Raw genomic sequence first — 25140 nt, 5'->3', positions numbered from 1 at the left:
GTCCGGTTTCTTTCGCATTTTTTTCAACAAGGTGTTGTCAAAGAATTTAAGAGTTCAGTTCTTTTTTTAATGCCTCGATTCCATCCATTACACTTTTTAAATTTTTTCAACATCATTCAATCTGTTTCTTGCATGCAGCAAAACCGGTCTAACTGATTCCACCGAACGCCCAAACCTCGTACATCCAGTCATACCTAGGAACCATCCAAGTATGAAAATGGTGGATAGTATCCTCATTGTAAAAATAATAAACGTGTTCTATCCCTAATACTTCCCTCTGAGCTTTTCTAATCTTGGATAATAGGTTTATGTAGTCAACCTTTTCTGGTTCATTTAATTCATCAAAGCACTTAATATGGCGTTTAGATGCTAAAAAAATGCTTTTCTGGATGTTTTTGGAAGTTCGGATCTTCTCCTATACTTTAATCCAGCAGTCTTAATATAATTTCAGAATCCTTTCTATTTAACTGTACATACTGGCTATGTTCATCCTTCGTCAATTCTACAATATTTTCATCAGGATTAACCCAAACATAATATACGGTAAGTCCGCCTTCGTTTTTCTCATCATTAAAATAAAAGATGAAGTCCGCCTCAGGATGATCTTCCTCCAACGCGAATTCTTCCCAATCTGCATTCTTTACTATTTCTTTTGTTTTTTCTGTTTTCCCCATTTCTATCTTTTCTTTATATGCTTCAAATTTGTAGTGTTTACCTTCATATTTTTGAACGGAAATATGTTCTTGCTTTGTTGTACAACCTGAAGCTATCGTTATTGATAATAGGCTAAGTGCAACCAGGAGCGGTTTCCTTTTCAATATATGTCATCTCCTCATACCCCAATGGATTAATTATCCAATATATTTCATTATACTAGTCCACCCAACAGAGTAATAGGAATGTTTATTGATTTATTAACAGAAAAAAACCCTCAAGCTTTTGGCTTGAGAGTTCCTGACCCCGGTATTCCTTCAACCAAACCAAACTGAAAATAGTTCCTCGTTGATACCCAGATTGTACATATAATAGATTCCGAAAACCGTGCTTATCACACCTGTCAATCGGATGAGTGAACGATTGACTTTTTTGGAAGAAGAACTTGTGACAAAGGGGATGCTTAAAATCGTGGTGAACAGAAGCATGCCTATACAAGTACCTACACCAAATATGATAATGTAGATTGCCCCCTGCCACGCTGCATCTATCGTACTCATAGTAAGAAGGACCATTGCAGCACTGCCGGCAAGTCCATGGACGATTCCCACTAACATCGATTTCAGATAGGTAGCCCGTCCTGTATGGTCATGCTGCTCCGTTTGCTTCCAAGAAAAAATCGTCGTGATACCTAAATATACCAACATGATTCCCACAAGAAATTCCAATGACATTGCCCAAGCTTCCGGAATTTCGTTTTTCAAAAGGATCAGGATGACACCGAACACCAAAAGAGTAAGAGTATGGCCTATTCCCCAAAATACGCCTGCAAGTGAAGATTTCCATATTTTCTTGCTTTGGCTCGCAATCGTAGAAACGGCAATGATATGATCGGGCTCCAGGGCATGCTTGATGCCTAATGCAAATCCAATCGCTAAAACAAGCAATAAACTCATTTCCATAAAACCCCTCCTTTCCCTTTGCTAATATTTACGATAAAAGATTGCATCCTCCCGCAGGACCCTCCTTCGGAAGAGATCCTCACAAACAGAAAATACCTTTTCTATCTGTTGAGTTTGATTTGCTAAAATCCGCAGTATCAAACCACGTATTGGCAGCCGGGAAAAACCTATTCTAACATTGCTTCTTAACGGGGAAAGCATTTCATCCAGTTCGTTAATGATTTCCCCATCCACCTCTTCATGTATCAATAATAATGAGCCAAAATGACTGTATCCTTCCAATAAGAGCATAGAGTCCATCTCGTCTGAAGGATTCAGAAGCAAGTGGTCCATTATCAGCCTTTTACCATCATGGAACACGTTTAGTTTGGAGCGGATCCAATCATATGTAAATTCCGTCTTACGCTCTGACCATCCCGGTGTAAATATATCCGTCAGCAACAATCCCGCTCCACTTTCCATATGTATCGTCATATTCTGACTATATCGAGCAGATTCATAGGCAATTATAGGGTCCTGCACATAGGTAAGAAAACTCCCCTTTTTTAATTCCATCTCGGTTTCCTGCATTGCCGGCTCACCCATCGTTTTGTATACCTTTGTCGCCGACTGTGTCGTCAACGTCATTGTAGCCCCTTCTTCCAAACAAAAGAGCTGATGGTATCTGTCCCCTCCTACATAGCCCCCCCCAACATGAATGAGAAAATAGGTAGGTGAAAGTTTATCAAGAAACACAGGACGGGACAATTTGAATGCCCCGTCATAATAAGTATCCTTCACTATTGTACGATTATTTTTCAGGACTGCTTTTAAGCGAATGCTGCCTGTCCAACTCACTGCTCAAGTCCTATAAGAAATGCCTCTGACTTTATCCAGTTCACGACATCAGTCAATCCTTTTTCGTCTTTTAAGTTAGTAAAAAAGAAAGGTTTATCCCCTCGGGTCGTTAATGTATCCTTCTCCATCACTTCCAGACTTGCTCCTACATACGGGGCCAAGTCCGTTTTATTAATGATGAATAAATCCGATTTAATCATTCCCTGGCCACCTTTCCGGGGAATTTTCTCCCCTTGTGCGACATCAATGATATAGATGGAAAAGTCAACGAGTTCAGGGCTGAAGGTCGCGGCTAAATTATCACCGCCGCTCTCCACAAAAATCAAATCCAGTTCCGGATGGAGTTCCATCAATTCATCAATGGCTGCAAAGTTCATCGAAGCGTCCTCACGTATCGCTGTATGCGGACAGCCGCCGGTTTCCACACCGATGATGCGATTTTCAGGAAGTACACCATTTTTCATTAAAAACAGCGCATCTTCTTTTGTATATATATCATTCGTTACAACTGCCATGCTGAAGTCATTTTCCATTACCCGTGTCAGCTTCTCGACAAGCATCGTTTTTCCGGCACCAACCGGGCCGCCTACACCTATTTTGACTACTTGTTTCATCTATATCGATTTACCTCCATATGAGGTAAATCTGTCACCTCTTTTCTGGTTAACTCATAAATAGTCTTACATGTAATTGCTCATGCCTCATTTGAGCGATTTCCAATCCCGGCAGTGTCCGTCCGAGTTCACCCTCCGGAAGTCCTTTAATGAATGCAACAGCTGTCTGGATAACATCATGTGTCCATAATAACAAGGATTGTCCAGCTGTCTGACCCAAAGGGATTCCTCTTACTGCATTTTGAATCAGCGAGGACACGCCTGCATACAAACAGGCATGAATGGCCATTTCTACGGTAATGTTCAGTTCGGTACATACAAGCGCAAATACAATGGCCGGATGTCCATAACATTGTTTTCCTTGGATTTTCTTCAAGTATGCAGATAACTCTTCGGACGGATATAAGTTCGAGCATAGTTTAGCCATCTGCTGCCCAATTCTTTTCGAGGCCTCCCGGGATTCCCGGGCCGAACATGCGGCATAAAGCTTCTCATCCAGATCCCATATTTCTTCAGCCCTATGACTACTTACGAATTCATATGCAAGCCGGCACCCCAGTCCATCTGTATAGGTTAAAGATTTTGAAATGTATACCTTCAAAAACGCCTTTAAAGAAGCTCCATCATGTAACTTCCCTTCTTGAATGTAGGTCTCCATCCCGAATGAATGGGAGAACGACCCAGAAGGAAAATTGGAATCACAAAGCTGGATCAACGGAAACAAACGTTCAATCATGTGAATGGCCGATGTGACGGAATGCCTGCTTTACCTTTCTCTTTTCACGGCGAAACGGTATATCCAGTTCCATTAAAAGCTCTTCCACCAGGTAATCATATTGAACAAGCATTTCATCGCCATCAAACTGGGCAGGTAAGTGGCGATTTCCCAATTGATGCGCTATATCGCCCATCTGCCCTAGGGTTGTAGGCAGGATCGTCAAAATATCGTCATCTATCGTATGGATCACAATCATATTATTTTCATCCATATAAAGGATGTCCCCATCCATCAAATCCTTGTTTTCTTTAAGGCGTATCCCAATTTCATTTCCATGATCCGTTTTAACCCTTAGTATCCGTTTTCTTAATGCATCGCTTTCCAGATAAACCTTTTCCATATGCTTCGCCTTTTTTTCAATAAACTCTATATTTCCCAATACTTCTTCAACTATCATGCCATCACCTCAGAATAAAAAGTATCGTTGCGCCATCGGCAGGATTTCCGCTGGCTCACACGTAATTAAATCACCATCCACCGTCACTTCATATGTTTGCGGATCAACTTCTATAACGGGGGTCTCCCCGTTTAACTTCATATCTTTTTTTGTAAGATTGCGAATGTTCGAGACAGTCTTCACTATTTTTTTCAACCCAAGGTCATCATGAATTCCCGCTTCATATGACGCTTTTGACAGGAACGTAATTGACGTACTCGCAATTGCCTTTCCAAAACTTGCAAACATCGGGCGATATAACACGGGTTGCGGCGTTGGAATCGAGGCATTCGGATCTCCCATCATACTGTGCGCAATCATGCCCCCTTTTAGAATCATGTCCGGTTTAACCCCGAAAAAGGCAGGATCCCATAGCACCAAGTCCGCGAATTTCCCTTCTTCCACAGATCCGACGACATCAGAGATTCCATGTGTGATTGCAGGATTTATCGTATATTTTGCAACATAACGCTTAACACGGAAATTGTCTCCTTCCCCTGCCTCCTCCAACATTTTGCCACGCTGCTTTTTCATCTTATCGGCTGTCTGCCATGTCCGCAGGATAACCTCACCTACACGCCCCATCGCTTGGGAATCGGAGCTGATCATGCTAAAAACGCCCAGGTCATGCAGAATGTCTTCAGCGGCAATCGTCTCTTTTCTTATCCGGGAATCGGCAAAAGCGATATCTTCCGGAACGGATGGATCTAAATGATGGCATACCATCAGCATATCCAAATGCTCTTCCAACGTATTGATCGTGTATGGACGGGTAGGGTTCGTCGAGGACGGGAGAATATTGGGATAACTAGCCGCCTTGATGATATCAGGGGCATGTCCCCCGCCCGCTCCTTCGGTATGATATGTATGAATGACACGGCCGTCGATGGCTTTGATCGTATCCTCGACGAAACCACCTTCATTTAGCGTGTCGGAATGAATCGCCACTTGAACATCATATTCATCTGCCACTATTAAACTAGTATCGATCGCTGCAGCCGTCGTACCCCAATCTTCATGTAATTTCAACCCGATCGCACCAGCTTCTATTTGTTCAACAAGCGGTTCTTTGGCCGAGGAATTGCCTTTGCCTAAAAAACCAAGGTTCATAGGGAAATGATCTGCCGCTTCGAGCATTTTATGTATATTCCAAGCTCCCGGAGTACAAGTCGTGGCATTCGTTCCCGTTGCAGGTCCGGTTCCCCCGCCGATCATTGTCGTGATCCCGCTTGATAGTGCAGTCTCGATTTGCTGCGGGGCAATGAAATGGATGTGGGCGTCAATCCCTCCGGCAGTAACGATTTTTCCTTCAGCTGCAATTATTTCGGTAGCGGCTCCTATCACCATTGTCACCCCATCCATCAATAGGGGATTTCCCGCTTTTCCGATAGCTGCAATATTTCCATCTTTCACGCCGATATCCGTCTTATAAATGCCGGTATAATCGATGATGATCGCGTTGGTGAAAACAAGATCCATCACTTCATCTCTTGTAGCGGTTGGATGTTGCCCCATACCATCACGGATCACTTTGCCCCCGCCAAATTTCACTTCATCACCGTACTTTGTAAAATCCTTTTCCACTTCTATGAAAAGCTCGGTATCTGCCAATCTGATTAAATCTCCTGTTGTTGGACCAAACATGTCGGCATATTGCTTACGTGACATTTCATGGCTCATATTTTCACTCCTTATCAAGCGGACCATTCGTTTTATTGCTTAATCCATAAACTTCCCTCTTGCCGCTGAATGGAACCAGTTCGATTTCCTTCGCATCCCCCGGCTCAAAACGGACGGCTGTACCGGCAGGAATGTTCAGTCTTTTCCCAAAAGCATCCTCACGATTGAACTCCAGTCCAGGATTCACTTCATAAAAGTGAAAGTGTGAGCCAATCTGTATCGGACGGTCTCCCCTGTTGATGACAGTTATGACCGTTGAACTTTTTCCCTCGTTACATATGACCGGTTCTTTTTTCAGGATATATTCACCTGGTATCATGGGATTCCCCCTTTACTGAATCGGATTATGAACTGTCACAAGCTTTGTACCGTCCGGGAAAGTCGCCTCAACTTGAATATCATGAATAATCTCTGGGATCCCTTCCATAACATCTTCACTTGAAAGAATCGTCCTTCCAAATTGCATCAATTCCGATACCGATTTCCCATCCCTGGCCCCTTCCACAATTTCATAGGTGATCAGGGCAATGGCTTCCGGATAGTTCAATTTCAAGCCTCGATCTTTTCGCCTTCGTGCCAAATCTGCCGCCACTACAACCAATAACTTTTCCTGTTCTCTCGCTGTTAAACGCATACCCTCTCTCCTTTTACCAATCTATACCGCCAAATATCCCAAATACCTACCTCTTAAGTTCAGATGCAACTCTTTCAATGCATCGTTTCAATCAATTACCATTATCCGACCCAACATTCCGCCCTTTAACTTTACATAGTTATGTAAGTTTATCTAACATTATTTTAATTATAATAAATTATCTGACAATTACAACCCTTAAAATGAAATTAATTGTAAATTGATAAGCCTTCCCCCTTTTGAAAAGGCTTATCTAAAATTTGATAATATTGAAATATCCTTGCTATAATTTCATGAGATAGTGTTTTGAAAAAAGGATTGAAAGGGGAATGTAAAATGAATTATGTGAAAAATCAGCTGACAGCCATGCGCAGCAATCTTTTAAAAGAAATAGAGGGTATCAATCCAGAATTTATGGATGTGCAGCCTGAAGGTTTTAATAATACGATCCATTGGCATCTTGGACATGTTCTTACTGCAGCGGAAAAATTTTTATTGAACTCCAACAGTAATTTGCCAGAGAATTACAGCCAGTTATTCGGATATGGATCAAAACCCGCCGACTGGACCGGGGATGTACCTTCCGTTGAAGTTTTAAAGCAACAACTGCAAGAACAACTTGATCGACTTCTTGAAATTCCGGAGGAACGATTGACAGAAAAAGCTGCACAGCCTTTCAACGGAATGGAAACGGTTGGGGAATTCATTAATTTCGTAGTGCTCCACGAAGCCAATCATATTGGACAAATACACGCAATGAAACTCTTAATACAATCCAATAACTGAGATTAAGCCATAACTGTCACTCTTTATTTCTTGAAATAGGAGTGGCGGTTTTTTAATTACAGTCAAATAGGCATTTTAATCACTAATGGCCTCTGACAATGAGTATAGGTGCATTAATACGTAAGTTTGGAGCGAATACTCGTGAGTTCCGAGCGTTTACTCGTGAGTTTGGGGCCTTTACTCGTGAATTCGGAGCTTTTACTCGTGAGTTTGGGGCAAATACTCGTGAATTCCGAGCTTTTACTCGTGAGTTTGCAGCAAATACTCGTGAATTCCGAACTTTTACTCGTAAATATAATCAAAAGGAGCCCCCGCTGTTTAAGCGAGGGCTTTCATTTATTCATTCTCTTTCCGTAAAGCGAAGTAAACGTCACTTCAAGTCATCTGGTTATCCATATAATCACTGTATGCTTTTTCCGCTGCGGCTTCCGAAGTAAACAAAGCATCATCGTCCTCAATTGTATGAAATGTTTCGTTCAGGAACAAGGCAACTGCATTGGGATCTTTGGGATGCGGAACGATTTCCGCTGCCCTTATATTCGAAACGGTAGGTACGTGGGGATTATTATAAATCACAAACACCTCGTCACCGACTTGCACTTCTTTTGCATTGATTACACCCATTGAATACTTCCTTTCCATTACTGATTTTCCTTTAGTTTATGGAAAGAAGCTTATAATTATTTATGAAATGCAACAGGCCTCGCAAGCGGCATTATTTGAATGGGGCCCCTTCTATATGAGGGAACCCCGCCATTCACTTAAGCATATTCATCTTTTGTAAAAAATCGATTGGATGCTGTTTCCGGAAGAATTCCCTCAGCATATAGGCAACACCATCTTGGTCATTGGAGCGCGTCACCCATTTTGCCACTTTCCTTACTTCCTCATCCGCATTGCCCATGGCAACGCCCAGACCAGAACCGGCAATCATCTCCATATCATCCAATCCATCTCCAATCGAGACGATTTCCGTTCTTTTCACCTCTAAATGGTCAGCTAAATACAATACACCGCTCCATTTAGAAACACCCTTCGGAACGATTGTCAGCTTATGTCCTGGATGTAAGATTGCATCCACCTCAGGGAACATTTCCTTTATCAATTTCAACATATCATTTCGAGCATTTTTTTCTGGAAATATAATGTCCATCTTCGTCGGGGCCATTGGCTGGTCAATAAGCTCTTCACTGATATCATCCACATAATTTTGAGCATAAATATTTTGATCATTCAAATACATAACCGATTTACCAAGCAAATTCTCCGGGAGGTTCACCCGATTGCCCAGCGAGTATTTTTCATGAATGAGCATTATTTGGCACGTGGTCTTTTCAAGCATTTGCACGAGCTCTGCAGTCAGTTCTTCTGATATTCTTTTTACCATTATCGGCTTTTCTATGGAAGCTCCGACAAAGGCTCCTTGCTGAGCAACGATCATTGGATTTATTTTTAGGGCTTTGGCCACTTTTTTTGCTGAGTGATAGTTTCTTGACGTCACAAGTGCAACATGGACACCTTTTTGGTGAACATAATCTATTGCTTCTTTAGTCGATTTATTTAAACGGCCATTCGACTGGAGCAATGTCCCGTCGATATTGACCGCAAGCAGACGATATACCATGCTGATCTCCCCCATCTGTAGTATCCTCTTTCAAATTTATGACTAAAATTTCGAGAATAGAACAAATAGTGATTCACGCCCCTTGCACCGGAGCTTTCAGGGAACAAAAAAACCCCCAACCATTATGGAAGGGAGTCTTTAACTGCTTATTGCTGTTGTTCAGGTAAGCCATATAAATCTTCAAGCGGCTTCATGATAATTTTATTGAGGTCTGCGATGACCATACTCATCCGTTGTTCAGCTTCCATCAATTGTGAAATAGTTGGGTTTTGTTGGACAAGCTGTACCGTCTTTTGTGCTTGCTCAACCTCTTCCGGTGCAATCTCCTGTCCCATCATTTGCTTTTGCTGCAATGACATCTGCAGATTACGGAAGTTTTCAAACATTCCCTTTGTTGCTTCATCAGAATTGACAAGATCATATAAGCGTTGCAAATCGGCATATTCATTACTTGCCCTAATTGCCTTTTCCATTTCATACGCTGCATCATATACGTTACTCATTTTATTTCCCCTCCCGGTAATCATTGTATTCCTACACCTTTTCCACTATAACAAATCCGATTGCGAATTACACGTCATCCTATTAAAACAGTTACGAAACCTTGAAATAAACCGATGATTCCACCAAGTAAAGCCCCAAGGTATGTGATCATCGACAATTCCTTCTTCGTGATGGAAGCGACCATTTCCTCAAGTCGGGACACCGAAAATGACGAAACCTGTTCTTCCACGATATCGTCCAAATGCAGTTTTTGGAATAACGGCTGAAAATGATTGATTAAATACTCGGCACCTTTTTCCACGAAGATCGGGACGCCCTTCTCCACAATGGTGTCCGAGAAATTGGCAGTCAATTCTCGAACCGGCTTATTCATGATCGAAGCGACAGGCAGCATTTCTGTCGTTTTTTTGGCAATCAATTGTTTTATCGTTTCTCTCCCGATCATTCCCTCGATTTTTTCTACATCCCATTTCTCGAGATTTCCCCACTCTTTCACCATCATCACTGTCAATAAATCAATCGTTCTCGATTGTTCAAAGAATTTAAGGATTTCCGGCTGAATCTTATCAATTAACTTTTCATTTCCAATAAACATCTGAATTAAATTGATCAGCTTGCCCCGTTCCTTGAAAAAATCATCCAACATGTCTTCAAGACGGCTTTTGCCTTCTGCACTGTCAAAATATTCTTTTCCCTTTTTCACGATGAAACGTGACAAATCAGGAATCGAGTCGAGGGCTTTTTGCTGAATGTTCTGCGGGACGATCTCCTTCAAGCTCTTGCTCCTGTTCTCTTCAGACCATGTTTCATATTTACCAAGAATGAATGTTTGTAATCTCTGTTCTAACGTAAATGAAGAATTCTTCATTCCCAATTGATCAAGCAATTGAGCGGTACTTTTTTCCGTGGACAATGCTTTCTTTACTTCTGCCTTCACGAAAATTTTCATATTCTGTATAGAAGCATCATTGATGACTTTACTTTGAATGCTCTCTGGCGTGATTAAATGATCAACCACCAATTTGCCTAACTGTTTGGCTAACTCATCCTGCCGCTTCGGAATCAACCCTGGTGTCAACGGCAGCTGTTTCCCTAAAATATAGATTGGTTTATACGGTCTGAACAGCATTCTGATAGCTAGTAAATTAGTGAAGCCACCTATTACAGCACCTACGACGACCATAAACAGTATCTTTAACCAAAACTCCATGAATTTTCTCCTTTTATTGCTTTAAATAGAGGCTTGATGACACCTTCTAATTAAAAAAACATAGAATGTGTTATCCACATTTGCCCATCATTTAATTATAAAAGGATATCAAACTTAGTGCAAACGGGGAATTATTATGAACCTTAACCATCAGAAAGTTTTCATTACGGTAAATCCCGCAGAGATGAGAAAGAAGGCGCTACTGTTTATCGAAGAAAAACTATTTGCGGAATGGGGCCTTCAATTTGGAGAACCCGTAACGATCATGGCTGGATGCCGTTCGGTCCCTGCACTTGTCCAGCCATTCCCGTCATCCCAGCCTACATTGAAACTTTCATATGAAATGAACCAAACTTTATCCTTACCCGTTTTTTCCGATCCAATCTCCGTCTCATACCATGCGGAAGGAAGGTCAATTAAAATAGGCCCTTTCTTCGCTTCACTCATGAACCAGACTCCCTTGCAAGACGGGACATTCGGCGAGATGGAAAAATTTTATCAGGAAATGAGATCATATTGTAATCAGCAGGGCATCCCCTTTTATTTAGTGAAACTGCAGTCTCTTCAAGACGGAGTTGTGGAAGGCTACCTGCCAGTGCAAGATGGCTGGCAAACCTTGCCCCTCCCCATTCCTGATGTATTTTATAACCGGATACATTCACGCAAACTTGAGGAATCGCATTCTTTCAAGCTGTTTAAAACTGAACTGGAGGAACGGTCGATACCGATGTTCAATGGAAGGTTCCTCTCCAAACATGATGTACATGAGCTGCTAATCTTAGAAGATGAGCTGTTGCCAAATTTGCCAGAGACGATACTTTTTAACGAAAAGGAATCTTTCTTGACATTTATAGAAAAGCATTCGGTAATCTACTTCAAACCCGAATCAGGCAGCCAAGGCAGGAATATTTGCAGATTAACGCAAGTAGCTGGAAAATGGAAAATCGAGCAATCCGGACATCTCCAGGATGTACATTTTGCTGATACAGATGAAAAATTGTACGAAACCTTAAAAAGATTTTCCAGAAAAAAATCCTTCATTCTTCAAAAAGGGATTTCCCTATTCGAGACCGATCAGAGAAAAGTTGATTTCCGCATACTTCTTCACCGGAACGATCACCTTGAATGGAAAGTTTCATCAATGGTTGCCCGGATTGGGGACCCTGGCACTATCGTTTCCAATCTTGCACAAGGCGGATTGATGAAAAATGGGCCGGATTTTCTAAAGGAAGCATTTGACCTTCAGGACGCCAGCCGCATTTATCAAAAGCTCGTACGGCTCGCTAAAAACACTGCCCAGGCCTTGGTCGAAAACCATGACGATTCATTCGGTGAGCTAGGGATCGATTTAGCACTGGATACCGATACCCATCCATGGATCATCGAAGTGAATTCAAAACCTTCGAAAAAATTTCAAGGCAACTATGAAACCTTTCGTCCATCAGTAAAATCCATCATAGATTTCATGCTTGCCCTTAACCGCGAAAACCATCCATAAAAGGAGTTGCTAGCACGTGTTAATAGGATTAATGGCCGCGTCGGATACACATGAAAACAACTACTTCACCGAAATAGCAAAAACCGCTAAATCATTTAATATGAAAGTTTGTAAATTCTCACCGGAAAATATTGATATGGACCTGAAAAAAGTCCGCGGCGAGCGTTTTGATGCCGAGAACGAAACTTGGATCACCGCATCTTTTGATTTACCTGATTTTGTATATGATCGCTGTTTTCACGGATTAGTCCGTGAGTCAACGGAAACGCGGCACAAAATCGATTGGTTAAAAGATAACTCGAATTTCTTAGGGCTGGGTCTTCCTGGTAAGTGGGAAGTGTATCAAATCCTAAAAAACCATCCACACCTACAGGCATTTTTTCCAGAGACCGTACAAGTGACGACACCTGAAGATATTACCGGTCATTTGGAACGCCTGGATAAAATCATCATCAAACCTGAATTCGGTGCAGGCGGTACAGGGATCTATCTTCTTTCAAAAACCGAAGATGGCACCTTGGTATCCATGACGAAAAAGGGCAACAAATATGACCGCCAATTCTCCTCCAAATCTCAGCTTAACAAATGGCTGCAGCATTTATTGAATCGATACCGTTACCTCTGCCAGCCATATTTGGAACTTTGCAACCAAAATAACGAGCCATTCGATTTACGGATTTTACTTCAAAAAAACGAGAAGAATCAATGGATGGAAAGGGGCCGCGGAATTCGTACGGGACAAAAAGACGGAATCACCTCAAATCTTGCCACAGGCGGGGAAGCCATTTCATTGGATACTTTCATCAAAAGAAACCCGGAAACGATTTCGATTGCCGTCGAACAAAAGATTCAGCATATCCTTCGCACCCTGCCCGCAGAAACCGAAGCTGTCTTTGAAAGGCTATTCGAGTTGGGAATCGATCTGGGCATCGATAAAAAAGGCCAAATATGGATAATGGACATTAACTCGAAGCCCGGAAGGAAAATCATTCAGTCACTACAGCCGGAGACCATGAAAGATATTCATCGCGCACCGTTTCAATATAGCCAGTATTTAGCCGAACATCTTCAGAAAGCAGGTGAATAAAAAGTGAGAAAGACTTATCCTGCCGAAATTGCCGCTATCCCCGGCAATGTTCTCTACTACCCTTCAGAGCTTGGAGATTTGGCAGAGATTGAATTAATTTATTTCGGACGACATTCATGTCCTGCCATCGTCAAACAAAACCCGGCCGTCAATCAATCAATCGTCCTTTCCGAAAGTCTTGCGGAATCTCTAATATTCGATCATACAGATATTCCCCTTCATTTATTCATATACGGCAAGAGCATTCATATCGGACCGCTAGTCGGAATCTTTTCCTCAGGATTCACCGGCCTTTCAAACAAACCATTAGGCGAGAGATCGGAATTTTTCGCAAAGCTCCTTTCGCTTAGCAGGACCACAGGCTGTATCCCCTTTGTTTTTGGAGAGAATGTAATCAATTGGGATGAGGAGACAATCAAAGGTTATGTGTTTGATAACGATGACTGGCACATTAATGAATTTCCTTTTCCTAATGTCATCTATGACCGTCTCCCAAATCGGTTGACGGAAAGCCGCGATGGACCTAAAGAAGTGAAGCAGAAATTTCAAAAAGAGTATACAATTCCATGGTATAATCCTGGTTTTTTCAATAAATGGGATGTAAATGAAAGGTTATGCGCAGATGAGCGGGCACTACCATATTTGCCGGAAACGTATCCATTTCAATCCATGTCCGTCGTGGAAACCCTTCTTTCCCATTACCGGCAAGTTTATATAAAGCCCATTCACGGCAGCCTCGGCTTGGGGATTCACCAAATTCTTTATGATAAGCATGAGGATGTTTATTATTGCCGCTATACGAATGAAGCAAAAGAAAAAAAACTGCAAAAGTTTTCCACACTGGAATCCATCGTTAAACATATTTTTCACGACAAGCCGCTTGAGAATCTTATCGTGCAGCAGGGCATCCCACTAATTCGATTTGAAAAACGTCCAGTGGATTTTCGGGTCCATACGAACAAGGACAGTAATGGAAAATGGCAGGTAACCGCGATTGCCGCAAAAATCGCCGGTGCCGGCAGCGTCACGACCCATATTAAAAGCGGGGGTGTCATCAAAACGGTTGCGGAACTGTTTGGAGATGACGATGAGGCGAAAGAAGTCGAACGAAAGCTATCGGAAGCCGCACTGATTTTAAGTGACAGTATAGAAAAGAACTTGGACGGCATCATTGCAGAAATAGGATTTGATTTTGGATTGGATAAAAAAGGGCAGGTTTGGATGTTTGAAGCCAATTCCAAACCGGGACGTTCCATCTTCTCCCATCCAAAACTCAAGGATTTTGAATTGCTGACCAGAAAACTTAGCCTTGATTATGCCATTTATCTTACGGAACAGACCATTACGAAATCAATCAGTGTGCCGCGATGAACGTTTTTTACGATATCCCCACTGAAAATTGGTACCACAATCATGAGAATGCTGAACTTTTTGCAGGATCTGCAGAAGAGGAAATCAGCTATAAAAAGGACCATTCGAATCAACCCCTAATTCCAATCACCATATTTCCAGGTAACCGGATGCTTGTCGTCGGAATACTGACTGTTTCCAATCCCAAAAAGGAATCAGGTTTGGGTGGAAACCTGACCCTTTTTCGGGACCTATCATTATATTTATTGAAACATGGAATATTGGCGTATGTATTCACAGGAAATGCCCTTCATTCCGAATCGATGAGAGGGTATGTTTTTTCCTCCGTTTCAAACAAGTGGATCGAAAGTAAAGTGCCCTTCCCTGACATCGTCTATAACCGTATCCCCTCGAGGAGCTATGAGGCGTCAGAGGAATTTCAACAGCTCATCAAATATTTTAAAGAATGCCGAATGAATCTATTCAACCCCTGTTTCATAGATAAATATGTGATGTTCGAAGCATTAATGGAAGATGGATCCCTCACCAATCACCTACCGCCCACCATGGTCTTGCGAAACAGCGGCTGCCTTGATGCTTTCCTGGAGACCTACAGGCATATATACCTTAAACCCTGCAAAGGAAGCCAAGGTAAGGGCATTTATACCATAATCAAAAATGATGATGCTACACTATTGTTCAATAGCTTAAAGCATAGTGAGTCCTTCCCGGACTTCGCGTCATTCTGGGAAGCAAAAAAAATCGATTTATTAAAAAGGAACTACCTTGCTCAACAGGCGATCATACCAAAAAAACTTTTTGGACATCGTTATGATTACCGGATTCTCGTCCATTATGAAAAAGGTTTTTATAAAGTGACCGGCAAAGCGGTAAGGATGTCACAAACTCAGGAAATCACCACCCACACTCCCCGAGGGGGTAAGATTTTTCCTTATAAAGACCTGCAATCAAGAAGCCTGAATCGACAATTAGCGAATATCGCCCAAAAATGCGGAGAGATACTTTCAAAAAAAATCGGGTTTCTCGGAGAGTTTTCCATTGATATAGGGGAAGACGAATCGGGCTCGCTCTTCATATACGAAGTGAACTCAAAGCCCATGCAATTCGATGAGGAGGAAATTGAAACAAACAGGCTTTTGCATTTAAAAAATCTTTTTATTGAATTAACTTTTCCCAACCTGACAATTAAATAACACCTCCAGCTGCCGTTTTTCCATTATAATTAAATGAGAAACTGCATAGATGGAGGTAATACATATGATCACTCATTTTCAATGGGCACCTTTGCATAAGAATCTGCCAGGATGGAAAATTTCCTTTTATTTCAACAAGCAGGCAGTCCAAGCCTTATATCATAAAGATGGAACCATCGAGTGGACAGCCAATCCGCCTTCCGAAACAGATGAAAGTACACTCAAAAGCATGATACATGACTTAATGATCTTCCATGTATATGAATGAACCCCCTTTACATTCATGAATTCCCTAAACAGAATAAAAAAAACTCCTTTGCCTAAACTAAAGAAAAGGCTAGGAGGGATTTAATTTGGATAAAGAAAAAATGACATTTTTGAAGGATACCGAATATGATGGCAAGGACTCCGTTTACCTTGATATCGACCGTATCATCAATGAAGGTATGGCGGGCGGAAATGTGTATGAAGTCGCAGACCTTCAAAACATCGAAGAAGCACATGATTTTTATGATGAAACAGATCCCAATATCAATAAATGAATTATGTGGGCTCTCTTATGGAGAGCTCTCCTTTATATCAGTCAGACCGTTAAACGGATAGTATTCAAATAGTTCCATTCTCCCTCGCACTTAAAATATTTTCGTTTAATATCGATGTAATGATATGCTCTGAATCCCATTCATGCCCAGATATCTCGATAAGGGGATAGCGATTCGGTAAAACGACCTGCTGGATTTCATGAACGTTCAGCCCTTGAGAATGCAAGCGTAAAATTTCACCTTGGAGGTTTTCCAAATAATCGAGTTTTTTCCGAAACATTTCCTTCCCATCAGGGACATGCCCAGCATGGCAGCAAAACACTTCCCCGAAGTCATATTGAAGTAATCTTTTTATGGAATCGATGATGACCGGGACAGACTCTTCCCGTAAGACAAGTTTTGTTTTTGGAGTTACGAAAAGGTCTCCTGAAAAAAGCATGCCATTACTGTGATTCAAATACACCATATGGTCCTTCGCATGGCCGGGGGTAAAAATCGGCTCCCAAGTTTGGGTGCGGGAATGAATGGCCTTCCCTAGCGGCTCAGCTTTAAAAGCGTCTCTCTTTCCCCAGAAAATTTTGCGATATTCAGGATATACAGCATCCTTTGCACAAACCTCGACTGACATCGGGTGAATGAAAAGCGGCACCTTTTTATGTTCCTGTATCCAGGCAGCGCCCCCCGTATGGTCTTCATGATAGTGAGTCAGGGCCACTGAGTCGAAGTTTGCGGCCTCATAGAATGGAATAAGCTCTTCCAATAAAATCTGTGCGCCAGTATCTATCAATAGGCCATCCGTTAAAAAAACATTAACACTCATCCCCGACTTGTTCCCGCCAGGAATCCCGTGCACACAAACCACATCATTTATCGTCTTAATCTCTATCATTCTATTGCCTCCCCATCATTGTACAAAAATAGTTTTATCTTCCTTTTTTTAACTTTACTATAATAAATGTAGTACCGCTTTACCTTTTTGACAAGGAAATATTGGAATGATTAACCTGGATGTAAATGCTGGATTATTGTTTAATATCCCTTCACTGTCGACCTAACTTCCAACTCAAACCATTCAAATCCGCTCAATTGCCCCTAGGCAACAGACAGTGTTGACCTATCGGCGGTCACTGGCAACTTCGCTCTTGCAAGCGAAAAAGGACCTCGAGGATGCCCTTGTTTTAGAAAAGATGCCGGATATGTAACGAAACGTTGTTGCAGTGAATACAAAAGATGTAGACGCTCAATTTGCCAAGGATATTATATCAGTAGCGGAATCCGACCAGTTTGGAAAAAGTGGTCGATGACAAATTTTCCGGATTCGGAAAACCAGACTGGATGAATTGATCAAATAATCGAGGCCTGCTTCCCCTTTACCGGGAACAGGCCTTTCATTAAGGAGTACGAATATGAATACCTTACTGGAGGTCCGCAGCGGCCCCGCTTATTACGCCTGTAAAGCTAATGTCCTTGAAACACTGGAAGCAAAACTGAGTAAAGGAAACATTCGTAAAGTGCTCGTTATTCATGGGAGAAAATCATGGGAAGTTGCTGAACCCTTTTTTCCTGCCTTAGAAAATATTGAGACGATCTTTTTCACATACGGCGGGGAATGCAGTGATGCGGAAATTGAACGCGTCAAGAAGTCTGCTCTTGAACACGGTGCGGATGCATTAATCGGCATTGGCGGCGGTAAGCTGCTCGACCTCGCCAAATCAGCCGGAAACTCGCTTCAAAAGGAAATCATCCTCATTCCAACCCTGGCTTCCACCTGCGCTGCATGGACACCGTTGAGTGTCATCTATGATGATTATGGTTCATATGTCCGCTATGATATTCATGAAAAAAGCGCTTGGATGTTATTTATAGAACCAGGAATTCTTCTTAATCGCCGATTAACTATTTACGGGCTGGAATCGGCGATACATTGGCGAAATGGTACGAGGGTAATGCATTGGCCGAAAAGATTGCCACGAAGTCCGTTTGTATTGAATTGGCCCATATAGCCGCAAGGCAATGCCAGGAAGTTTTACTGACATATGGCGAGGAAGCCCTAGCTGATTTGGAAAAGGGTAAATGGACAGACGCGCTGCAGCGTGTCATTGAAACGAACATCATCACCAGCGGTCTAGTTGGAGGCTTTGGCGACCAATACCTGCGCGTTTCCGGTGCCCACTCCATTCATAATGGCATGACTTCCATCACGCAAGCTCACCATTTACTTCATGGGGAAAAAGTGGCATATGGCATTTTAGTCCAGCTTGTGCTAGAAGGGAAATTCTCGGAAATCAAACAATTGCTGCCAATCTACCAGGTGCTCAAACTGCCGATGACATTGCTTGATATTGGCCTGACGGTTGAACATAAAGCGGAACTTCAACAGATTGCAGCCCACTCTGTAAAAGAAGGTGAAGACATCCATCTTCTTTTCCCTGATATCAACAAGGAAAAAGTGGCGGCCGCCATGGAAAACCTTGAAATCCTCACAAACCACGCAAGCAGATCCATGGACTAAAAAAAACGATGGGGTTATTACCTCATCGTTTTTTTAATTCCTTCACATTGTTTGTTTAAATCATCCTTTTCACCAAGCACACATAATGTGCCGTCAATACTTCAGTATAATAAAAGAAGGTTTCAACCTACAGTCTGTTTCCATAATCCGAGGAGAACACTTTCATGCTGTCTGTGGATGCCTACTTTTCTATCGGCAGATTCCGGACGGCCCTTTTCCCAATTCCATATATCTTCGAGAGTTTCTGATAGGGGACGGAATGTTAGCCCATTATTGATGGCTTTATTGTTATCGACAGCCAAAAACCCATTCAAAGGTTCCTTTCCTCCAGGTAATGGGAATTCTTCTGGTATCCATAAAGGCATTTCTCCCCACGGCTCTACTTTATTGTCATTTAAAAATTTTTCAGATACCCATGTAAATTCAGCATTACTTCTTGTTACCTTTTTGCAGCCTTCAAGTAATTGCCCCATAGTCAGTGTGTAATCTGGTCCAACGGCATTATACGTACCCGTCATACTTTTTTCCATCATTTGGATGATCCATTGAGCCAAGTCCCTTGCATCGATAACTTGGATTGGACGTCCAGGGCGTCCAGGAGATAAAATTTCTCCCCCTTCCGCTATTCTTTTAAGCCAGTACGGCAATCGGTCAGTGTAATCATATGGACCCACTATTTGCCCTGCACGAATTGACAAGACTTTCCCCGGCAGTTCTTTTTCAGCGGCTTTTTCGCTTAATGATTTTAACGGTCCATAATATTCACCGTATATCGGTCCAGCAGTTCCGCGGGTGATCTCTTCTGCTTTATCATCATTTAGTGTATGAACCTCTCCATTTTCATCAATTCCTGGCTCGGTTGGATCACTATAAACTGAGATGCTTGAAATATATGTATAATGTTTAACAGAATTAAGCAATCTGCAAGATTTCGATACAGTTCGAGGGATAAATCCTGATGTGTCAATGACTGCATCCCACTGTCTCCCTTTCAACATTTCCAGATCCCCGTCGCGGTCCCCTTTTAACTGTTCTATTTCGGGAAAGACATAAGGATCGCTTCCACGATTAAAAAGTGTGACATCATGCCCTTTCTCTATCGCAGCTTTTGCTAAATACCTGCCTAAAAACCGTGTACCGCCCAATATTAAAATGTTCATAAGATTCCCTCCTCATTAACGATATTCAATAAAGCATACGCAATACCCTTTCCTAACATTAATAATACTTGCAACTTTTCTTTGAACTCTCTTTTAGAACCATGAATTTCCCTTCTCGAAAAAACTAGCAATATCCTATTCTTTTGAACTTTATTCTTTTTCGCTATAATGATACGGAAAGGGAGAAAGAAGGTGGAAACGATGCTTGAAAATCTTAAACAAAAATTCCCGAACGCTCTTACCAATAAAAAGGATACTGATGATATTTCTGAATATGTTTGGTTCGAAGACTCAAGAAGTATACTTGGCATTCCCCGTTCAGAAATCACAGCCGAAGAAATCCGTTTATTGGAACTGCTTTTTGCTCCTTCCATAAACCAAAATAACCTCAATGCACATCCAGACTCATCATGGAAATTTTTTTTATCCGAACCGAATGCACCATTGCCTTTAACGAGCTGGGAGAATGTTCGATTCCTTCATTTCAAGCTGACTCATGCTGATTTTTCCAACTCCGATTTTGAAGAGGCCTTCCTCGCTTTCGTTCCTTCTGACGCAGCTATTATCTGGGAAAATGAAACGGCAGGAGTCTTAATTGAAACGGACAAGGAGGAATCATTATCAAATAAAGAACTAATCGCCATTTCTTCCACGCTTGAAAGTGACTTTTATGTAAAGACGCGTATGTTCACCGGGCGCTTTCACCCTGTAAATCAAGACCTTCACCATCACTGGGCTCGGGAGAAAAAGTGTTTTGATTTGGCACAGGTGCATCTGCCGGATCTAAAGGTGACTGATTTGGCAGACATCATCCCTCATTCATTAATAAATGACCCATCCTTTAAGAATGCAAAGTGGTATATCAATGAAATTCTTGGCAAGACCAAGCAGGATACTGAGCTTATCAAAACGATTAAAACGTATATCGAATGTAATTCCAATGCCACCTATGCCGCCAAACAGCTTTATATCCATCGGAACAGCTTACAATACCGAATCGATAAATTCTCTGAAAGAACTGGTCTCGATATTAGAAACTTCCGTCATGCCCTTACTGCGTACTTGATATTTTTACTGAATGATTAATTTCCATTACAAAGAGGTAATATCATCCTTTTTTGTGCAATGTGCCCATACTTTTTTCTAAACTGATAGCTTAGACTATAGCTAATTGGTACAAGTAATCATTCTAAAAAGGGGGATTTTTTCATGGCAGAGTTAGTGTTAGATCATATATTCAAGATTTATGATAAAAAGGTGACGGCTGTTAAAGACTTCAACCTTCGTGTTGCCGATAAGGAATTCATAGTTTTTGTGGGACCTTCCGGATGCGGCAAATCGACGACATTAAGGATGATTGCCGGACTGGAGGACATTTCCCAAGGCGATTTATACATAGACGGCAAGCGAGTCAATGATGTCCCTCCTAAAGATCGTGATATTGCGATGGTTTTCCAGAACTATGCCTTATATCCTCACATGACCGTATATGACAATATGGCATTCGGATTAAAGCTCAGGAAAACGGCAAAAGCGGAAATCAAGCAAAGGGTCAATGAAGCGGCAAGGATTCTCGGACTTGAAGAGCTGCTAAACAGGAAACCTAAAGCGCTTTCAGGCGGTCAGCGCCAGCGTGTGGCACTTGGCCGTGCAATTGTAAGGGACGCAAAGGTTTTCTTGATGGATGAGCCATTATCCAATCTCGACGCAAAGCTGCGGGTTCAAATGCGTGCTGAAATCGCTAAACTACATAAACGGCTCGACACCACAACGATATATGTCACGCATGACCAAACAGAGGCAATGACCATGGCGACACGTCTTGTTGTAATGAAGGATGGTATCATCCAACAGGTCGGTGCCCCAAAGGACGTTTATGAGAAACCGATAAACGTTTTCGTCGGCGGCTTTATCGGATCGCCTGCCATGAACTTCTTTACCGGAACATTAAAAGAAGGCACAATTAAAATAGGCGAACAAACGCTTGAAATACCTGAATTGAAAATGAAAATGCTGCGTGATCAAGGATATGTCGGAAAAGATGTAATCCTTGGCATACGTCCGGAGGATTTCCATAATGAAGGAGCTTACTTCACGGAGTCCCCTAACTCTACATTCACGACCCAAATTGATGTAGCCGAACTCATGGGCGCGGAGATCATGCTCTACTCCACATTAGAGGGGCAGGACTTCGTTGCACGGGTCGATGCCAAGAATATTATCCAGGCAGGGGAAAAGATCGAACTTGCCCTCGACATGAATAAAGCACACTTTTTTGACAAAGGGACCGAACATCGCATTTTAGTTGAAGAAGATGAACAGATGCAGGAAAGCATGAAGTTATCTGCCAATTAAACGTAAAAAGACCCATTCATAATGGGTCTCAGACTGTAGACAAACTCGATGAAAATCGAGTTTGTCTACAGTTTTTTTGGGTTTGTGCAATTGGAACGTAAGGCACTCGCTTTCCGCGGGCGGGCCGGGAGCCTCCTCGGCGCCTTTGCGCCTGCGGGGTCTCCCCTGGACTCTATTTTCCCGCAGGAGTATCGCACCTTTCGCTCCAATCAACTTTGTTTTAACTTTTTAGATAGAACCCTTCTGCTAAAGTCTTTATTGTTTTAAAATAGAATTTTATTAAAACTTGAGGATGAGGATGCTTTCTAAACATGATTCTATTAAGCAAGATCAACTTGAAATGATTACTTAAGATCGACTGGTGCCTGCGAACCATTTGGTTCGTAAANNCCCAAGTATTGATCCAGTTATATTAGTCAAACTGACTTTCATTCAATATAACTTCGGTATTCGTTCAATGTGTAAAACAATTGAAGAAGTTGAAACAAATATGCTTACCGTTGGTTCTTAGGCTTTGGTTTCATGATAAAGTGCCTCATTTCTCAACATTCGGGAAAAATTATGAACGTCGCTTTTAAGATACAGACCTGTTTGCTCACTTAACTTTAGGCTAAAATTTAAATGGAATTTCAAAAGGGGGCGGAATTTTTTTAATCCGAACCCCTTTTGTCTAAAACTGGGACCCATTCATAATGGGTCTTTTTTTTACGTTTATTCAAATAAGGGGTTGATTTATTCCTGGACCAATACCACTTCATCATGTCCGCATTCAGGGCATTTCATGAGATGCGGGCATTGGCCTTTTTGAAGGGATTGAGGGTATCCGTCGTTTTCCTTAAGTATGTCGCTATCCATATAAGCACTGTAATCATCAGCGTAGTCCATGAATTTCCCTTTATCCTCAAGATCACTGCCGCATTCAGGGCAATTCACATGAATTTTTCTTAGACCGTTGCAAAGCGGGCATAAAGACATTGTTTTTCCTCCTGTTCCCATACTTATGATTTCAGTATTTGTTGATTCCAATATTTTAACACATGGAAACACCCTCCCTAATACCAGAGGGAGGGCACAACTATGCAATTATTTATTAACCATGTTAGCAGGATCGACCCATGCTTTGAATTCATCTTCCGTCAGGAACTCCAATTTCAACGCCGCTTCTTTTAACGTAGAGTTGTCCTTGAATGCAGTTTTGGCGATCTTGGCTGCTTTTTCATAACCGATATGCGGGTTCAATGCTGTTACCAACATAAGGGACCGTTCTACATTTTCTTTGATTTTATCTTCATTTGCAGTGATGCCAACCGCACAATTATCGTTGAATGAATGAATGCCTTCCGTCAATAATTTGACCGTTTGCAGGAAGTTATAGATGATGACTGGTTTGAATACATTCAATTCAAAGTTACCTTGGCTTGCTGCAAAGCCAATTGTAGCATCGTTACCAACGATTTGTGTTGCAATCATGGTAAGCGCTTCACTTTGTGTTGGATTGACTTTACCTGGCATGATGGAGCTGCCTGGCTCGTTTTCCGGAATCGCTATTTCGCCGATTCCGCTTCTAGGGCCACTTGCCAGCCATCTGACATCGTTCGCAATTTTCATTAGATCCGCTGCCAATGCTTTCAAAGCACCGTGTGCATAAACGATTTCGTTATGGCTTGTCAATGCATGAAACTTATTATCAGATGTGACAAAAGGATAACCTGTATCCGCTGCAATTTGTTTGGCAGAAAGTCCCGGGAATTCTTTTTTTGTATTGATTCCGGTTCCTACAGCCGTTCCGCCTAGAGCAAGGTTCAATAATTTTTGGCTGCTTTCCTCAATCATCGCCAGATCTTTATCGAGCATCGCTTTCCAACCGGAAATTTCTTGTCCTAATGTTAATGGTGTAGCATCTTGAAGATGTGTCCGGCCAATTTTCACGACATCCCAAAATTCTTTTTCTTTTGTATAGAATGTATCACGAAGTGCTTTGATGGCAGGAACCAATTTTTCAGCGACTTCCATAAAGGCTGCAATATGCATGGCGGTCGGGAAAGTATCATTCGAGCTTTGTGCCTTGTTAACATCATCATTCGGGTGAAGGGTTTCCGATTCACCATTTTCTTTTAACCATTCATTCCCTTTGTTGGCGACCACTTCATTCACGTTCATATTACTTTGCGTGCCGCTTCCCGTTTGCCAAACTACAAGCGGGAAATGCTCATCAAGCGTACCTTCAAGGATTTCGCCGCAAATCTTGACGATGGCATTCTTTTTAACTTCCGAAAGATCACCAAGATCATAGTTAACCTTTGCCGCAGCTTGTTTAACATATGCAAATGCACGAACTAATTCAATCGGCATTTTTTCGTTACCGATTTTGAAATTGTTACGGCTTCTCTCAGTTTGTGCTCCCCAATATTTATCAGCAGGAACTTTCACTTCACCCATCGTATCTCGTTCGATTCTGTATTCCATGTGTTCTCCTCCTATGTTTGCACTATTCATTGAAGACATTTTGCATATGAAATGAATAATGTCGTATTATTCTTTCTCTCCATACATTGTACAAACTTTATTATTTTAAAGCAAAAATATCCGGTTGACCCTTTCCATTTTTCTGAAAAATCCATGAATTCCTTCATGTTTATATGAAAATTCGGATATTTTTTTTAGACACGTAAAGTGTTGACACCGCTAGGCTCCGATTGACCT

At 41.8% G+C, this 25140-nt stretch carries 29 protein-coding genes and 2 pseudogenes; 12 read left to right on the top strand and 19 right to left on the bottom strand.

What is annotated here, in order from left to right; genetic code table 11:
* Nucleotides 1-46: 46 nt before the first annotated feature.
* The 10 genes and pseudogenes from J7E52_RS27585 to J7E52_RS02460 form a co-directional block, all read right to left on the bottom strand.
* Nucleotides 47-376, bottom strand: a pseudogene (locus J7E52_RS27585) (HIT family protein); the annotation flags it as partial.
* Nucleotides 377-422: 46 nt separating this feature from the next.
* Nucleotides 423-818 carry a hypothetical protein gene (locus tag J7E52_RS02500; protein WP_214743532.1) on the bottom strand — a complete coding sequence of 132 codons (396 nt, stop codon included), beginning with the start codon at nucleotides 816-818 and terminating at the stop codon, nucleotides 423-425.
* A 153-nt stretch (nucleotides 819-971) separates the two neighbouring features.
* The gene (locus J7E52_RS02495) at nucleotides 972-1616 is read right to left on the bottom strand and encodes a HoxN/HupN/NixA family nickel/cobalt transporter (protein ID WP_214743531.1); all 645 of its coding nucleotides are present in this window, start codon (nucleotides 1614-1616) and stop codon (nucleotides 972-974) included.
* Between the two features lie 21 nt (nucleotides 1617-1637).
* The gene (locus J7E52_RS02490; protein WP_214743530.1) at nucleotides 1638-2453 is read right to left on the bottom strand and encodes an urease accessory protein UreD; all 816 of its coding nucleotides are present in this window, start codon (nucleotides 2451-2453) and stop codon (nucleotides 1638-1640) included.
* Nucleotides 2450-3067 (bottom strand): urease accessory protein UreG, encoded by a 618-nt coding sequence (gene ureG, locus J7E52_RS02485; RefSeq protein ID WP_214743529.1) that lies wholly within the window; start codon nucleotides 3065-3067, stop codon nucleotides 2450-2452. Before ureG ends, J7E52_RS02490 begins: the two co-directional genes overlap by 4 nt.
* A 49-nt stretch (nucleotides 3068-3116) precedes the next feature.
* Complete coding sequence (locus J7E52_RS02480; protein WP_214743528.1) at nucleotides 3117-3803, bottom strand: urease accessory protein UreF; 687 nt, start codon at nucleotides 3801-3803, stop codon at nucleotides 3117-3119.
* A complete protein-coding gene (gene ureE / locus J7E52_RS02475) occupies nucleotides 3796-4242 on the bottom strand; it encodes an urease accessory protein UreE (protein ID WP_063232276.1) in 447 nt (148 codons plus the stop codon). Before ureE ends, J7E52_RS02480 begins: the two co-directional genes overlap by 8 nt.
* Nucleotides 4243-4251: 9 nt before the next feature.
* The gene (gene ureC / locus J7E52_RS02470; RefSeq protein WP_214743527.1) at nucleotides 4252-5961 is read right to left on the bottom strand and encodes an urease subunit alpha; all 1710 of its coding nucleotides are present in this window, start codon (nucleotides 5959-5961) and stop codon (nucleotides 4252-4254) included.
* A 4-nt stretch (nucleotides 5962-5965) separates the two neighbouring features.
* Nucleotides 5966-6280 (bottom strand): urease subunit beta, encoded by a 315-nt coding sequence (locus tag J7E52_RS02465; RefSeq protein ID WP_214743526.1) that lies wholly within the window; start codon nucleotides 6278-6280, stop codon nucleotides 5966-5968.
* 12 nt (nucleotides 6281-6292) lie between these two features.
* Nucleotides 6293-6595, bottom strand: a complete 303-nt coding sequence (locus tag J7E52_RS02460; protein ID WP_214743525.1) for an urease subunit gamma — start codon at nucleotides 6593-6595, stop codon at nucleotides 6293-6295.
* A gap of 336 nt (nucleotides 6596-6931) precedes the next feature.
* On the opposite strand from J7E52_RS02460, the gene J7E52_RS02455 reads away from it, so the two are divergent.
* A complete protein-coding gene (locus tag J7E52_RS02455; protein ID WP_214743524.1) occupies nucleotides 6932-7381 on the top strand; it encodes a DinB family protein in 450 nt (149 codons plus the stop codon).
* A gap of 375 nt (nucleotides 7382-7756) precedes the next feature.
* Here the strand turns inward: J7E52_RS02455 and J7E52_RS02450 are convergent, their stop codons facing one another.
* From J7E52_RS02450 to J7E52_RS02430, 5 genes are all read right to left on the bottom strand, one after another.
* Nucleotides 7757-8023: a transcriptional regulator SplA domain-containing protein gene (locus J7E52_RS02450; RefSeq protein WP_396020226.1), complete on the bottom strand. Its 267-nt coding sequence runs from the start codon at nucleotides 8021-8023 to the stop codon at nucleotides 7757-7759.
* 115 nt (nucleotides 8024-8138) lie between these two features.
* Complete coding sequence (locus J7E52_RS02445; protein ID WP_286197371.1) at nucleotides 8139-9020, bottom strand: Cof-type HAD-IIB family hydrolase; 882 nt, start codon at nucleotides 9018-9020, stop codon at nucleotides 8139-8141.
* Nucleotides 9021-9151: 131 nt separating this feature from the next.
* Entirely contained in the window at nucleotides 9152-9508 is a 357-nt protein-coding gene (locus tag J7E52_RS02440) for a YlbF/YmcA family competence regulator (RefSeq protein WP_034314741.1), read from the bottom strand.
* A gap of 74 nt (nucleotides 9509-9582) precedes the next feature.
* Nucleotides 9583-10719: a DUF445 domain-containing protein gene (locus tag J7E52_RS02435; RefSeq protein WP_214743523.1), complete on the bottom strand. Its 1137-nt coding sequence runs from the start codon at nucleotides 10717-10719 to the stop codon at nucleotides 9583-9585.
* Nucleotides 10720-10959: 240 nt separating this feature from the next.
* Nucleotides 10960-11166, bottom strand: coding sequence for a hypothetical protein (locus J7E52_RS02430; RefSeq protein WP_214743522.1), 207 nt, complete (start codon nucleotides 11164-11166; stop codon nucleotides 10960-10962).
* A 37-nt stretch (nucleotides 11167-11203) separates the two neighbouring features.
* Here J7E52_RS02430 and J7E52_RS02425 point away from each other — a divergent pair, with 37 nt between their 5' ends.
* From J7E52_RS02425 to J7E52_RS02400, 6 genes are all read left to right on the top strand, one after another.
* Nucleotides 11204-12217, top strand: coding sequence for a YheC/YheD family endospore coat-associated protein (locus tag J7E52_RS02425; RefSeq protein WP_214743521.1), 1014 nt, complete (start codon nucleotides 11204-11206; stop codon nucleotides 12215-12217).
* Between the two features lie 16 nt (nucleotides 12218-12233).
* A complete protein-coding gene (locus tag J7E52_RS02420; protein ID WP_214743520.1) occupies nucleotides 12234-13304 on the top strand; it encodes a YheC/YheD family endospore coat-associated protein in 1071 nt (356 codons plus the stop codon).
* Between the two features lie 3 nt (nucleotides 13305-13307).
* Nucleotides 13308-14675 (top strand): YheC/YheD family endospore coat-associated protein, encoded by a 1368-nt coding sequence (locus J7E52_RS27260; RefSeq protein ID WP_214743519.1) that lies wholly within the window; start codon nucleotides 13308-13310, stop codon nucleotides 14673-14675.
* A complete protein-coding gene (locus J7E52_RS02410; RefSeq protein WP_214743518.1) occupies nucleotides 14672-15868 on the top strand; it encodes a YheC/YheD family endospore coat-associated protein in 1197 nt (398 codons plus the stop codon). The genes J7E52_RS27260 and J7E52_RS02410 overlap by 4 nt, the downstream gene beginning before the upstream one ends.
* A 64-nt stretch (nucleotides 15869-15932) precedes the next feature.
* Nucleotides 15933-16136 (top strand): YheE family protein, encoded by a 204-nt coding sequence (locus tag J7E52_RS02405; RefSeq protein WP_214743517.1) that lies wholly within the window; start codon nucleotides 15933-15935, stop codon nucleotides 16134-16136.
* A gap of 85 nt (nucleotides 16137-16221) precedes the next feature.
* A complete protein-coding gene (locus J7E52_RS02400; protein ID WP_137017041.1) occupies nucleotides 16222-16410 on the top strand; it encodes a hypothetical protein in 189 nt (62 codons plus the stop codon).
* Between the two features lie 64 nt (nucleotides 16411-16474).
* Here the strand turns inward: J7E52_RS02400 and J7E52_RS02395 are convergent, their stop codons facing one another.
* Nucleotides 16475-17299, bottom strand: coding sequence for an MBL fold metallo-hydrolase (locus J7E52_RS02395; protein WP_214743516.1), 825 nt, complete (start codon nucleotides 17297-17299; stop codon nucleotides 16475-16477).
* A gap of 517 nt (nucleotides 17300-17816) precedes the next feature.
* Between J7E52_RS02395 and J7E52_RS26760 the strand changes: the two genes are divergently transcribed.
* Both J7E52_RS26760 and J7E52_RS26755 read left to right on the top strand, forming a co-directional pair.
* Nucleotides 17817-18413, top strand: coding sequence for an iron-containing alcohol dehydrogenase (locus J7E52_RS26760; RefSeq protein ID WP_286197370.1), 597 nt, complete (start codon nucleotides 17817-17819; stop codon nucleotides 18411-18413).
* Nucleotides 18362-18922, top strand: a complete 561-nt coding sequence (locus tag J7E52_RS26755) for a dehydroquinate synthase/iron-containing alcohol dehydrogenase family protein (RefSeq protein ID WP_483861529.1) — start codon at nucleotides 18362-18364, stop codon at nucleotides 18920-18922. Before J7E52_RS26760 ends, J7E52_RS26755 begins: the two co-directional genes overlap by 52 nt.
* A 122-nt stretch (nucleotides 18923-19044) precedes the next feature.
* Here J7E52_RS26755 and J7E52_RS02385 read toward each other — a convergent pair whose 3' ends face one another.
* Nucleotides 19045-20082, bottom strand: coding sequence for an NAD-dependent epimerase/dehydratase family protein (locus J7E52_RS02385; protein WP_214743515.1), 1038 nt, complete (start codon nucleotides 20080-20082; stop codon nucleotides 19045-19047).
* 201 nt (nucleotides 20083-20283) lie between these two features.
* Between J7E52_RS02385 and J7E52_RS02380 the strand changes: the two genes are divergently transcribed.
* The 3 genes and pseudogenes from J7E52_RS02380 to J7E52_RS02370 form a co-directional block, all read left to right on the top strand.
* The gene (locus J7E52_RS02380; RefSeq protein ID WP_214743514.1) at nucleotides 20284-21168 is read left to right on the top strand and encodes a PucR family transcriptional regulator; all 885 of its coding nucleotides are present in this window, start codon (nucleotides 20284-20286) and stop codon (nucleotides 21166-21168) included.
* A gap of 123 nt (nucleotides 21169-21291) precedes the next feature.
* Nucleotides 21292-22437, top strand: a complete 1146-nt coding sequence (locus tag J7E52_RS02375; RefSeq protein WP_214743513.1) for an ABC transporter ATP-binding protein — start codon at nucleotides 21292-21294, stop codon at nucleotides 22435-22437.
* Nucleotides 22438-22795: 358 nt separating this feature from the next.
* Nucleotides 22796-23012, top strand: a pseudogene (locus tag J7E52_RS02370) (transposase); the annotation flags it as partial.
* Between the two features lie 157 nt (nucleotides 23013-23169).
* On the opposite strand, the gene J7E52_RS02365 reads toward J7E52_RS02370, so the two are convergent.
* Nucleotides 23170-23412, bottom strand: a complete 243-nt coding sequence (locus tag J7E52_RS02365; protein WP_214743512.1) for a hypothetical protein — start codon at nucleotides 23410-23412, stop codon at nucleotides 23170-23172.
* Between the two features lie 108 nt (nucleotides 23413-23520).
* Nucleotides 23521-24903, bottom strand: a complete 1383-nt coding sequence (fumC, locus tag J7E52_RS02360; protein WP_214743511.1) for a class II fumarate hydratase — start codon at nucleotides 24901-24903, stop codon at nucleotides 23521-23523.
* Between the last annotated feature and the right edge of the window lie 237 nt (nucleotides 24904-25140).

It is taken from the genome of Bacillus sp. ISL-34 (assembly GCF_018613325.1).
Taxonomy (GTDB): domain Bacteria; phylum Bacillota; class Bacilli; order Bacillales; family DSM-1321; genus Peribacillus.
Note: the sequence above shows the minus strand (reverse complement) of the source record. Positions and strands in the feature narration are given on the sequence as shown.